The 12391-nt window shown below is 70.1% G+C and carries 9 protein-coding genes; 6 read left to right on the top strand and 3 right to left on the bottom strand.

Translation table 11 applies throughout. From position 1 onward, the window contains the following. The first annotated feature begins 20 nt into the window (after nucleotides 1-20). Nucleotides 21-2516, top strand: a complete 2496-nt coding sequence (locus ACZ5VC_RS19675; RefSeq protein ID WP_469121283.1) for a ThuA domain-containing protein — start codon at nucleotides 21-23, stop codon at nucleotides 2514-2516. Further along, on the top strand, nucleotides 2513-4738 hold the full coding sequence (locus ACZ5VC_RS19670; protein WP_469121282.1) for an OmpL47-type beta-barrel domain-containing protein: 2226 nt from the start codon (nucleotides 2513-2515) through the stop codon (nucleotides 4736-4738). The genes ACZ5VC_RS19675 and ACZ5VC_RS19670 overlap by 4 nt, the downstream gene beginning before the upstream one ends. Nucleotides 4739-4787: 49 nt before the next feature. Here the strand turns inward: ACZ5VC_RS19670 and ligD are convergent, their stop codons facing one another. Next, nucleotides 4788-5807 carry a non-homologous end-joining DNA ligase gene (gene ligD, locus ACZ5VC_RS19665; RefSeq protein ID WP_469121281.1) on the bottom strand — a complete coding sequence of 340 codons (1020 nt, stop codon included), beginning with the start codon at nucleotides 5805-5807 and terminating at the stop codon, nucleotides 4788-4790. A gap of 52 nt (nucleotides 5808-5859) precedes the next feature. On the opposite strand from ligD, the gene ACZ5VC_RS19660 reads away from it, so the two are divergent. Together ACZ5VC_RS19660 and ACZ5VC_RS19655 are read left to right on the top strand one after the other, a co-directional pair. Next, nucleotides 5860-6930 (top strand): ATP-dependent DNA ligase, encoded by a 1071-nt coding sequence (locus tag ACZ5VC_RS19660; RefSeq protein WP_469121280.1) that lies wholly within the window; start codon nucleotides 5860-5862, stop codon nucleotides 6928-6930. Between the two features lie 418 nt (nucleotides 6931-7348). Then, on the top strand, nucleotides 7349-7630 hold the full coding sequence (locus ACZ5VC_RS19655; RefSeq protein ID WP_469121279.1) for a hypothetical protein: 282 nt from the start codon (nucleotides 7349-7351) through the stop codon (nucleotides 7628-7630). A 26-nt stretch (nucleotides 7631-7656) separates the two neighbouring features. On the opposite strand, the gene ACZ5VC_RS19650 is transcribed toward ACZ5VC_RS19655, so the two are convergent. After that, complete coding sequence (locus tag ACZ5VC_RS19650; protein ID WP_469121278.1) at nucleotides 7657-8094, bottom strand: YchJ family protein; 438 nt, start codon at nucleotides 8092-8094, stop codon at nucleotides 7657-7659. Nucleotides 8095-8323: 229 nt separating this feature from the next. Between ACZ5VC_RS19650 and ACZ5VC_RS19645 the strand changes: the two genes are divergently transcribed. Together ACZ5VC_RS19645 and ACZ5VC_RS19640 are read left to right on the top strand one after the other, a co-directional pair. Continuing rightward, entirely contained in the window at nucleotides 8324-10105 is a 1782-nt protein-coding gene (locus tag ACZ5VC_RS19645; protein ID WP_469121277.1) for a hydroxysqualene dehydroxylase, read from the top strand. 45 nt (nucleotides 10106-10150) lie between these two features. Next, on the top strand, nucleotides 10151-11497 hold the full coding sequence (locus tag ACZ5VC_RS19640; RefSeq protein WP_469121276.1) for a 6-phospho-beta-glucosidase: 1347 nt from the start codon (nucleotides 10151-10153) through the stop codon (nucleotides 11495-11497). Nucleotides 11498-11554: 57 nt separating this feature from the next. On the opposite strand, the gene ACZ5VC_RS19635 is transcribed toward ACZ5VC_RS19640, so the two are convergent. After that, nucleotides 11555-12361, bottom strand: coding sequence for an SAM-dependent methyltransferase (locus tag ACZ5VC_RS19635; RefSeq protein ID WP_469121275.1), 807 nt, complete (start codon nucleotides 12359-12361; stop codon nucleotides 11555-11557). Nucleotides 12362-12391 lie beyond the last annotated feature (30 nt).

Genomic DNA, 12391 nt, shown 5'->3' with positions numbered 1-12391 from the left:
GAGAGGGGTGGGTGAACCACATGCACCGCGCACCACATCATCGGTCGAGATCACGACGTGGGATGGCAGCGGCACTGGGCGCCGGCGCGATGACGGCGTCCTTGCTCGGCGGAAGCGCCGCCACGGCCATGCCCTATCCGGAGCCGGGCGGTCACGATCCCGTCAGGACAACGTTGTCTGTCACGTCACCGCCGGGCGGCGCGAATGTACGTGTACTGGTCTTCCACGGCTCGGCCACCGCCGAGTCGCCGACCGTCGACGCCGGAATCGCGGCGATCGAGGCCATCGGCCAGTCGGGGCCGGCCGCTCAGCGCTTCCGCACCGAGGCGACCGACGACGCCTCCGTCTTCACCAGCGGGACCAAGCTCGGCCGCTACAACGCGATCGTGTTCCTGACCGGCGGCGGCGACGTCCTCGATCCGGAGCAGGAGGCCGGTCTCGAGGCGTACATGGAGGCCGGCGGCGGCTTCCTCGGCATCCATGACGCGGCGCGCACGGAGCCGTACTCGGACTGGTTCACCGGGCTCGTCGGCGCCCGGCCGGCCGCCGGCGGCCCGACGGCCGCGCAGCGCGCGACCGTCGAGGTCGGCGACCGGCGGCACCCCGCCACGCAGCAGCTGCCGCTGAACTGGAAGCGACCGGACAAGTGGCTCAACTGGCAGGTGAATCCCTCCGGTTCGGTGCACACGGTGGCCCGGGTGAAGGAGAGCACGTACCAGCCCGGTACGAGCGCCAACGGCTGGGACCATCCCATCTCCTGGTGCCGCGACTACGACGGCGGCCGGTCCTTCTACACCGGCATGGGCGGTACGGTCGACTCCTTCGCGGAGACCGACTTCCGCGACCATCTGCGCGGCGCCCTGAACTGGACGAGCCGGATCTCCCGGGCCGACTGCAAGGCCACCATCAACGCCAACTACACGAGCGAGCGGCTGACCCGGCCCAACCAGCCGGGCAGGAACGACCAGATCGGCGAACCCCACGGCCTGGTCACCGCGCCCGACGGGCGGGTGCTCTACATCGGGCGCGGAGGCGCCGACTCCTCGCAGCCGGTCGTCACCGACTGGAACAGCCCCGACATGGGCAAGGGCCGCGGCGAGATCCACGTCTACGACCCGAAGACGAAGACCGTGAAGCTCGCGGGCGCCCTGACCGTCTTCGGCAACAAGGGCGGGGGCGACGAGCTGGTCAAGGTCGAGGAGGGTCTGCTGGGCATCGAGCTGGACCCGGACTTCCTGACCAACGGCTGGGTGTACCTGCACTACACACCGCACTCCCGGATCAACCGTGACACTCATATGGCCGAGCGCTACGTGTCACGTTTCACCCTTGACCTCGCCACCAACACCCTCGACCTGGCGAGCGAGAAGGTGCTGCTGAAGTGGCCGGTGCAGATCCACAGCTGCTGCCACGCGGGCGGCGGCATGGCGTGGGATTCGCGGCAGAACCTCTACATCGCCACCGGTGACAACAACTCCTCCCGCTTCAGCGACGGTTACTCGGGCAACAACCCGGAGCCGAACTTCAAGGGCGTCTCCTTCGCGGACGCCCGGCGCACGGCGGGCAACACCAACAACCTCAACGGCAAGATCCTGCGCATCCACCCGGAGGACGACGGGACCTACACCCTGCCCGAGGGCAATCTCTTCACCGGCCGGGAGCAGGACGAGGGCGGCGGCAAGACCCGCGGCGAGATCTATGTGATGGGTGTGCGCAACCCCGCCCGGATCTTCGTCGACAGGACCACCGACATCCTCTACGCGGGCTGGGTCGGCCCGGACGCCGGCGCGCCCTCGACGACCTGGGGGCCGGCAAAGTACGACACGTTCGCCGCCATCACCAGGCCGGGCAACCACGGGTGGCCTTACTGCATGGGCAACAACCAGCCCTACCGTGACCGCAACTTGCCCGACCCGAGCAAGCCGCTCGGCTGGTACGACTGCGCGAAGCCCAGGAACGAGTCCCCCAACAACGACGGTCTGGTCAATCTGCCCCCCGTCACACCGAACACCATCTGGTACTCGCCGCAGGGCGGCGGCGTGGACTACCCGCGGGATGCCAACGGCGTGCCGAGCTACAAGCAGGAGGAGCAGAAGCTGTTGCTGCCGTGGCTCAAGGGCGGCGGGCAGGCGACCATGAACGGCCCGGTGTACCGGTACGACGGGTCGAGCACGAGCACGGTGAAGTGGCCCGAGTACTGGGACGGCAAGTGGTTCGTCGGTGACTTCTACGACGGCGACCAGCCGCGCCACGCCGTGCTGACGGATCCGAAGACCGTCGGCAAGGGTGGTCTGCCGGTGCACGCGGAGTCGCTCAAGAAGATCATTCCGGTCGGCGCCGACGGCATCCGCAACCTCATGGACTGGAAGTTCGCACCGGACGGTTCGCTGTACGTCCTGGACTACGGGCGCGGCTTCTTCACGTCCGACGCCAAGTCCGCGCTGTGGCGGATCACCTACAAGGGCGGCGGGCCGACACCGGCCGCCGATCAGCTCGTGAGGAAGGCGGCACAGTGAGACACCGTTCATCCCGGAATTCCCCAGGACGTTCCCTCACGCTGTGGACGGCTCTGCTCGGGTCGCTGCTGCTCGTCCTCGGCCTGACGTCGACCGCCGCGTACGGTCGCACGGACGACTCGGTGGCCGCCGAGGCCCAGGTCCTGACCTGGACCGCCGGCGATCCGATCGACCGTTATATGTCGTTCCCGACCACCGCGGTGGCCGGCGCTGCGACGATCGTCTTCGAGAACAGCAGGGCGACCGGCAACACCACCGGTATGCCGCACACGTTGACCTTCGACGTGTCGGACCCCGAGTACAACAACGACGTACAACTCAACATTCTCGCCAACCCCGGCGACGACCAGGGCGGCCGGCACTCGGTCGAGGTCACCCTGACCCCGGGCCGGTACTTCTACCACTGCACCATCCCCGGTCACGGCTCGATGCAGGGCATCCTCACCGTCACCGAGCCGGGCGGCGGCGAGGACACGTCCGCGCCCGAGACCTTGGCGAAGGTGGAGGGCGAGAAGAACGCCGACGGCGCGTACATCGGCCACGCCAATGTCACCGTCTCGGCGACCGACGCCGGTTCGGGCGTCGACCGGATCGAGTACGCGGTGGGCGCCGCCGGTGCCTGGCAGCCGTACACGGCGCCGGTGATGGTCCACGAGGTCGGCACGCACAAGATCCGCTACAGGGCCACCGACAAGGCGGGCAACACCGCCGCCGAGAAGGCCGTCGACTTCACCGTCGTCACCCCGCCGACGGACGACACGACCCCGCCGGAGACATCGGCGACGGTCAGCGGCGAGAAGAACGAGCAGGGGCAGTACGTGGACATGGCGACGGTCACCGTCACCGCGTCCGACACCGGCTCGGGCGTCAACACCATTGAGTACGCGCTCGGTTCCGAGGCCTGGCAGCCCTACACGGCCCCGGTCATGGTTCACCGGTCCGGGACCCACCATGTGCGCCACCGGGCCACCGACCGGGCCGGGAACGCGGCCGCAGAGAAGGCCGTCGACTTCACCGTCGTCACCCCGCCGGCGCAGGACACCACGCCGCCGGAAGCCACCGCGACGGTGACAGGCTCGAGGAACTCGGACGGCGCTTTCATCACCAGCGCCAAGGTGACGGTCACGGCGACCGACGCCGGCACGGGAGTGGAGAAGATCGAGTACTCCCTCGACGGCGGGCCGTACCTCGCCTACACCGCTCCCGTTCTCGTCGACCGCGTCGGGACGCACACGGTGCTGTACCGGGCCACCGACAAGGCGGGCAACACCTCGACGGCCGAGCAGGCCACCTTCACCGTCGCCGAGGGCGGCGGCGTTCCGGCCCCCGACTGCCCGGAGTACGACGAGCGGCTGACGGTGATCGTCGGCACGGTCGACACCGGCGTGCCGAACCGGATGACACGCAGCCGCTGCACCATCAACGAACTGATCGAGGACGAGAAGGCCTGGACCTCCCACGCGCTCTTCCTCAAGCATGTCGACACGGTGCTGGACAAGCTGCTCGCCGACGGTGTCATCGACACCCGGGAGCACAAGGCGATCCACCGGGCGGCGAAGCAGTCCGGCATCGGCAAGCCGGGCCAGACGTCCGGCTACCGGGACCTCTTCGACGGGACGGCCGCGTCGTTCGCCAAGTGGCAGCACGTGGGCGGCGGTTCGTTCGGTCTGAACGCGGACGGGTCGATGACGAGCGGCACCACCAGGGCCGGTCTCGGGATGCTGTGGTTCCCGCAGCGCGCGTACGGTGACTTCTCGCTGAAGCTGCAGTGGCGGGACGACGCGCCCGGCACGGGCAACGCCAACAGCGGTGTGTTCGTCCGCTTCCCGTACGTCCACGACAACCCGGAGGAGTCCCGGCCCGAGTGGGTCGCCATCAAGTACGGCCATGAGATCCAGGTGCTGGACCGGCCGGACGGCGACATGTACAAGACGGGCTCGGTCTACGGCTTCGACCGGGTCGGCCTCGGCGGTGCCGGGGTGACGCCCAAGGGCACCTGGAACGACTACGAGATCCGGGTGGAGGGCCAGCACTACTCGGTCTTCCGCAACGGTGTGCTGATCAATGAGTTCGACAACGTCGGCGGGCAGGACTTCTACCCGGCGCGCGCGGACGACCCGGGCACCGACGGCCGGCGGTACGCCTCCGGCTACATCGGCCTCCAGGTCCACGGCACCACCGATGTGATCTCGTACCGCAACATCCGCGTCAAGGAGCTGTAGTCGGCGGGAGGAAGCAGCCCGCGCAAGCAGCCGCGGGGCCCGGACAGGTCTAGTCGTCCTGCCGGGCCCTGCTGGGCTGGACCCGCTTCGGCTCCCCCGGCATCTTCGGGTACTCCGGCGGATAGGGGAGGTCGCCGAGGCCGTGCTCCGCCTCGTCGCGGCGGGCCACCTCCAGCAGGGTCTCCAGGCTGAAGCGGTGGTCGTCCATGTCCGCGTGGACGTCGCCGACCCGGGCGTACCGTTCGGGCATCGTCCTGATGTCGAAGTCCCGCGGTTCCGCGTCGTCGATCTCCTCCCAGCGCAGCGGGGCCGAGACGGGCGCGTGCGGGTGGGGGCGGACGGAGTAGGCGGAGGCGATCGTGCGGTCCCGGGCGGTCTGGTTGTAGTCGACGAAGATCTTCTCGCCGCGTTCCTCCTTCCACCACTTGATGGTCACCCGGTCCGGCATACGGCGCTCCAGCTGCCGGCCGCAGGCGATCGCGGCGCGCCGGACCTGGGTGAAGGTCCAGCGGGGCTCGATCGGTACGAAGACATGGAGGCCGCGCCCTCCGGAGGTCTTGGGCCAGCCGCGCAGCCCCGCCTCGTCCAATACCGCCCGCAGTTCGTGGGCGGCGCGGACGGCGTCGGCGTAGTCCGTTCCGGGCTGCGGATCGAGGTCGATGCGCAGCTCGTCGGGGTGGTCGGTGTCGTCGCGCCGGACGGGCCAGGGGTGGAAGGTGACGGCGCCGAGATTGGCGGCCCACAGCACGGCGGCGGGTTCGGTGGGGCACATCTCGTCGGCGGTTCTGCCGCTGGGGAAGGTGATGTGCGCGGTGGGGATCCACTCGGGGAGGTATTTGGGGGCGCGCTTCTGGAAGAAGGACTCTCCGGTCACTCCGTCGGGGTAGCGCTCCAGGGTGGTGGGGCGGTCGCGCAGGGCACGGGTGATCCCGTCGCCGACGGCCAGGTAGTAGCTGACCATGTCCAGCTTGGTGTAGCCGGCCTCGGGGAAGTAGATCTTGTCCGGGTTGGACACGCGTACGGTCCGGTCCCCGACCTCCAGCTCCAGCGCTGCTGCCTTGGCTGCCATGCCTGTCAGCGTAGGACGCGCCGACATTCCGCGCATACCAGACAATCGGCATATGGATCTGCCGGTGATGCCGCCTGTGAAGCCGATGCTGGCCAAGGCCGTGAAGAAGATCCCGCCCGGGATGCAGTACGAGGCCAAGTGGGACGGTTTTCGCGCGATCGTCCACCGGGACGGGCCGGAGCTGGTGATCGGCAGCCGGACGGGCAAGCCGCTGACCCGCTACTTCCCCGAGCTGGCCGCCGCGCTGCTGGAGCGGCTGCCGGACCGGTGCGTGGTGGACGGGGAGATCGTGATCGCGTACGCGGGGCGGCTGGACTTCGACCGGCTGACCGAGCGCATTCACCCTGCGGCGTCACGTGTGACCATGCTGTCCGAACGGACACCGGCGAGCTTCATCGCCTTCGATCTTCTGGCGCTCGGTGACATGTCATTGCTGGACACGCCGTTGACCGAGCGGCGGGCCGCTCTCGTCGAGGCGCTCGAGGGGGTCGACCCGCCGGTCCATCTGGCTCCGGCGACCACCGATGCCGAGCTGGCCGGCCAGTGGTTCGAGCAGTACGAGGGAGCCGGCCTCGACGGAGTGATCGCCAAGCCGCTCGATCTTCCCTACCGGCCCGACGCCCGGTTGATGTTCAAGATCAAGCACGAGCGGACGGCCGACGTCGTGGTCGCCGGCTACCGCTTCCACAAGAGCGGCCCGGTCGTCGGCTCGCTCCTCCTCGGTCTGTACGACGGCCAGGGACGGCTCCAGCATGTCGGCGTGTGCGCCGCCTTCACCGCCAAGCGCCGCGAGGAGCTGGTGGCGGAGCTGGAGCCGCTGCGGATGGATCCGCCGGACGGCCACCCCTGGGCGGCCTGGGCGGACGAGGTCGCCCATGAGAGCGACCGGCTGCCCGGGGCCACGAGCCGCTGGACCGGCAAGAAGGACCTCTCATGGGTGGCGCTGCGACCGGAGCGGGTGTGCGAGGTCGCCTACGACCACATGGAGGGCGACCGCTTCCGGCACACCGCGCAGTTCCGCCGGTGGCGCGAGGACCGGGAGCCGGAGAGCTGCGGCTACGACCAGCTGGAGGAGCCGGTTTCGTACGACCTCGCGCAGGTTCTGACCCCGCCCGGGTCCTGACGCGTCCCGGGCCCGGCCCATCCGGGACGCCGGGGCTCCAGGGATCGCGAGGTGCGGGCGAGCGCGCCGGAGCGAGCGGCTCGCCGAGCCGCGTGAAGGGGGCGCACGGAGGGGGCGCACTCCCCCGAACCGGTCGGCCTGGAGGTGAGATGCTTCACATTCGGCGGTCGGGTGAGAGTCGCCGAAAAGCGCGATCCCGACAGGGTGTTCGGCGAATGTCCGAGCGATCCCGAGGACCCGTCGACCGCGAAGATCGCGCCACGCGTCCCGCACCTGCGGGAATGTGACGGACCGTTCTTGATCCCCTTCGGCGGCCCGGGCGCGGCCGAAGCCCGGCGCCCGGACGATCATCATGCACGGTTGCGGCGCGGAGACATCCCTGTCGAGGAACACGGAAGCGCGTCCGGTAGGTATGTAGATGACGCCCACCGCCAGACAAGGAATCCACGTGTACGCCTCCTCCCTCGTTCCCGTACCGATCCCCGACAGCGTGGCCGCGCTGATCGGTTCCTGCATGCCGCTGTCCGTCCTGCAGGCCGAGGTCGACGCGGAGTGCGCCGCGCGGGAGGTCCACCGGTTCCGGGGGCCGCTGTGCGCGGAGGACCAGGCGGACCGTGAGCAGGCCCTCTCCGTCCTGGCCCGGGCGAACAAGGTACTGGCAGCCCATCACCCGCTGCTGACGGTCCGGCCGAGCCGCTAGCACAGCGCGCCGCGAGGCCGCGGGCGTCACGGCTCGATGAACGTACCGTCCACGTACACCCAGGCACCGTCGTGCCGCTCGAACCTGCTGCGCTCATGGAGTGCCCCCGGCACACCGCCGTGGCTGTAGCGGGCGACGAAGGTGACCGTACCGGTCCGGTGGAAGGCACTGCCGTCCGTCGCCTCCTCGATCTCCAGCCCGGTCCAGCGCATGGCCGGATCGAAGTCGACGTCGCCGGGCCGGGTGGCCGGGGCCCAGGTGCGCAGCAGATACGCCTCGTCCCGGACGACGAAGGCGCTGTAGCGCGACCGCATCAGCAGTTCGGCCGTGGGTGCGGCGGCCTCCCCGGAATGAAGGCGCCCACAGCACGCGCCGTACGTACCGGGCAGCCCGCAGGGGCAGTCCGATCCGGCGGTGACGGCGGGGCTCCGGGGAGGGGCGGGGCGTTTGATGCGACGGGCCATGGGGCCATTGTCCCGCGCGAGCTGCGGGAAGGACGGGCGGGGCGCTGGACGCTGGGCGCTGGACAGGAACCCGTCAGCCGTCAGCCGTCAGCCGTCAGCCACTGGATCGCGCCATCGCTCGATCGCGCCAATGTGCGATTGGGGCCCGCGCTCGTCTTCCGGGGTAGGGGGGACGCCCGTATATTCCTGCGCCGGATGGGAGAGTTACCGCCGGTAAAGGGGTTGGGGCATGGACCGTACAGGCAGTACGCGACGCACCTTCGTCACAAGCGCCGCCGCCGTCACCGGCGCGATCGCCTCCGGGGCGGTCACCGTGGGAGCCGCTTCGCCGGCCGTCGCGGCCGAGCCGGCGCGGATGCCGTCGGTCGCCGTGCTCGGGGGCGGGGTGGCCGGACTGACCGCCGCCCATGAGCTCGCGGAGCGCGGGTACGACGTCACCGTGTACGAACGTCGTGCACTCGGCGGCAAGGCGCGCAGTATGGACGTGCCCGACAGTGCCAAGGGCGGCCGCAGACCGCTCCCGGCCGAGCACGGCTTCCGCTTCATCCCGGGCATCTATCACAACCTCCCCGACACGATGCGGCGCATTCCCTTCCCGGGCAATGCCAATGGGGTGTGGGACAACCTGGTGGCGCCGGCCGAGATGTCGTTCGCCCGCACCGGCCGCGAGGATCTGCGGATTCCGTTGCCCTGGCCCGGACACAAGCCGGCCGACCTCACGCTCGACAAGATCCGCCGGGCCCTGACCGCTCTCCTGGACACCGCCCTCGGCATCCCTCCCCACGAGACCGCCTACTTCGTCAACCGCGGCCTCGTCTTCCTCACCAGCTGCGACGAACGGCGGGACGACACCTGGGAGCGCATGCCCTGGTGGGACTTCATCCGCGCCGAGCGGATGAGCTACGACTACCAGCGCGTCCTGGCCATCGGGCTCACCCGGAACATCGTGGCCACCAAGGCCGAGGAGGCCAGCACGCGCACCGTGGCCACCCTCCTGGAGGCCTTCGCCTTCAACGCCCTCGGCCGCGGCGCCGACGGACCGCTCGACCGGATTCTCAATCTGCCGACCAATGAGGCCTGGATCGACCCCTGGGTGGCCCATCTGAAGTCACTGGGCGTCGAGTTCCGCGTCGGCTGGACGGTACGGGAGATGGCGTACGGCTCCGGACGGATCAGCGCGGCCGTGATCGAGGACCCGCAGGGCGTACGGCGAGAGGTCACCGCCGACCACTACATCTCCGCGATGCCGGTGGAGCACGCCCGGCGAACGTGGGGCGCCGGTCTACGCGCGGCCGACCCGCAGCTGGCCCGCTGCGACAAGCTGGAGACGGACTGGATGACGGGCATCCAGTTCTATCTGACCGAGCCCGCGCCTCTGCTCGCCGGGCACGCCAACTGCATCGACTCGCCATGGTCACTGACGGCGATTCAGCAGGCCCGGCACTGGCCCTCCCGATCCTTCGCCTCCGACTACGGCGACGGTGTCGCCGTGGACTGCCTCTCGGTGGACATCTCCGAATGGGACAGGCCCGGGATGCTCTACGGCAAGACGGCCAAGCAGTGCACCCGCACCGAGGTCGCCCGGGAGGTGTGGGCGCAACTGAAGGCCGCGTTCAACGACACCGGCCGTACGGTCCTGAAGGACAGCACCCTGCACTCCTGGTTCCTCGACCCGGGAGTGGACGGCATCGGCACGCCGAACCCGACCAACGAGGACCAGCTCCTCATCCACCCGGTCGGCACCCTCCACAACCGGCCGCAGGCCGCCACGACGATCCCCAACTTCTATCTCGCCGGCGACTACGTCTCCGTCGACATCGACCTGGCGACGATGGAGGGGGCGAACGCCTCGGCCCGCCAGGCGGTCAACACCCTCCTCGACCGCACCGGCTCCAACGCCCCGCGCTGCACGGTCCAGCCCCTCTTCCGCGCCCCCGCTCTGGAGTCCCTGAAGCGCCATGACCGTCTGCGTTACCGCCTCGGTCTGCGCAACGCGCTCGACCTGGGCTGATCCGCTCCCGTCCGGGCGGACGCCCCGCCGAGTAGCGTTACGTGCATGAGGCTGACGATTCTCGGCGGCGGTGGATTCCGGGTGCCGCTGGTGTACGGAGCGCTGCTCGGCGATCACCGGGAGGGCCGGGTCACCCATGTGACCTTGCACGATCTGGACGCGGGCCGGCTCGGGGCGATCGCCAAGGTGCTGAGCGAGCAGGCGGAGGGGGTGCCGGACGCGCCCGAGGTGTCGGCGACCACCGATCTCGACGAGGCGCTGCGCGGGGCGGACTTCGTGTTCTCGGCGATCCGCGTCGGCGGGCTGGAGGGGCGGGCGGCCGACGAGCGGGTGGCGCTGGCCGAGGGGGTGCTCGGGCAGGAGACGGTGGGCGCGGGCGGGATCGCGTACGGGCTGCGGACCGTGCCGGTCGCGGTACGGATCGCCCGGCGCGTCGCCGAGCTCGCGCCCGACGCCTGGGTCATCAACTTCACCAATCCGGCCGGGATGGTCACCGAGGCCATGTCCCGGATCCTGGGCGACCGGGTCATCGGCATCTGCGACTCGCCGGTCGGCCTCGGCCGGCGGGTCGTCCGGGTCCTCGGCGCGAACCCGGACGAGGCCTGGATCGACTACGTCGGCCTGAACCACCTCGGCTGGCTGCGCGGTCTGCGGATCGCGGGCCGGGACGAGCTGCCACGACTGCTCGCGGACCCGGAGGCGCTCGGCTCGTTCGAGGAGGGCAAGCTCTTCGGCCCCCAGTGGCTGCGCTCGCTGGGCGCGATCCCCAACGAGTACCTGCACTACTACTACTTCAACCGCGAGGCGGTGACCGCCTACCAGCACGCCGAGAAGACCCGCGGCACCTACCTGCGCGACCAACAGGCGGGTTTCTACAGCGAGATGGCCCGCCCCGGCACACCCGCTCTCGACACCTGGCACCGGACGCTCGCCGACCGCGAGGCGACCTACATGGCGGCCAACCGGGAGGCGTCCGGGGTCGGGGAGCGGGACGAGGAGGATCTGGAGTCGGGCGGGTACGAGAAGGTCGCCCTGGCCCTGATGCGGGCCATCGCCCGCAATGAGCGCGCCACTCTCATCCTCAACGTCCGCAATGGGACGACGCTTTCGGTCCTCGACGCGGAGGCGGTCATCGAGGTGCCGTGCTTCGTGGACGCGGGCGGCGCCCACCCCGTCTCGGTCGCCCCGCTCCCCTACCACGCGGTGGGCCTGGTGACCTCGGTCAAGGCGGTCGAGCGTGAGGTCCTCGCGGCGGCCGAGAGCGGATCGCGGGCGACGGCGGTGAAGGCGTTCGCGCTGCATCCGCTCGTCGACTCGGTGTCGGTGGCCCGCCGCCTCCTCGACGGATACCTCGGCGAACACCCCCAACTGGCCTATCTGAGCAGGCCCTAGAGCCGGGCCGTGGAGTCCGGGCCGTGGAGCGAACGCCGGGCGGGCGTAACGCCGGCGTCAGGGCTTGCGGGCCACTCCGGCCCAGCCCGGGATCGGCTCGTCGCCGGCGACCGGTACGGGCTCGCCGAGCTCAGGATGCCACTCGGCCGTCAGGGAGACTCCCGGCTCGGCGAGCTCCAGGCCGTCGAAGAAACGGGCGAGCTCGTCACGGGACCGGGGCCGCAGGGTGAGCCCGCGCGCCCGGTACATCGCGGCGGCCTTCTCCGCGTTCTCAGGGTCGAAGTCACCTGTGACATGGGACAGTACGAGGTAACTCCCCGAAGGAAGCTGCTCCACCAGCCGGCCGACCAGTTCGTACGCGCCGTCCTCGTCGCTCACGAAGTGCAGCAGGGCGAGCATGGACAGGGCGATCGGCTTACTGAAGTCAAGGACCTTTCCGGCCCTCTCCAGGATCGCCTCGGGGTCCCGGGCGTCCGCCTGGATGTACTCGGTGGCACCCTCGGGCGTGGACCGCAGCAGCGCGGCGGCGTGTGCCAGCACGATCGGGTCGTTGTCGCAGTAGACGATCCGCGACTCGGGTGCGACCTGCTGGGCTATCTGGTGAAGGTTCGGCTCGGTCGGGATGCCCGTGCCGATGTCGAGGTACTGGCGCACGCCGTTGGCGCCGAGCCAGCGAATGGCCCGGTGCATGAACGCCCGGTTGACCCGCGCCATGTCGCGGCCCCGGGCGTCCAGGGTCAGCAGCTGACGGGCCATCTCCTCGTCGACCGGGTAGTTGTCCTTGCCGCCGAGGAACCAGTCGTACATCCGCGCCGGGTGCGGCTTGCTGGTGTCGATCCGTACGGCTGGGTCCTGCCCGGTCATCTCACACTCCAGGGTCTGCGGAAGGGACTG

This window comes from Streptomyces sp. NPDC033174, assembly GCF_055577795.1.
Note: the sequence above shows the minus strand (reverse complement) of the source record. Positions and strands in the feature narration are given on the sequence as shown.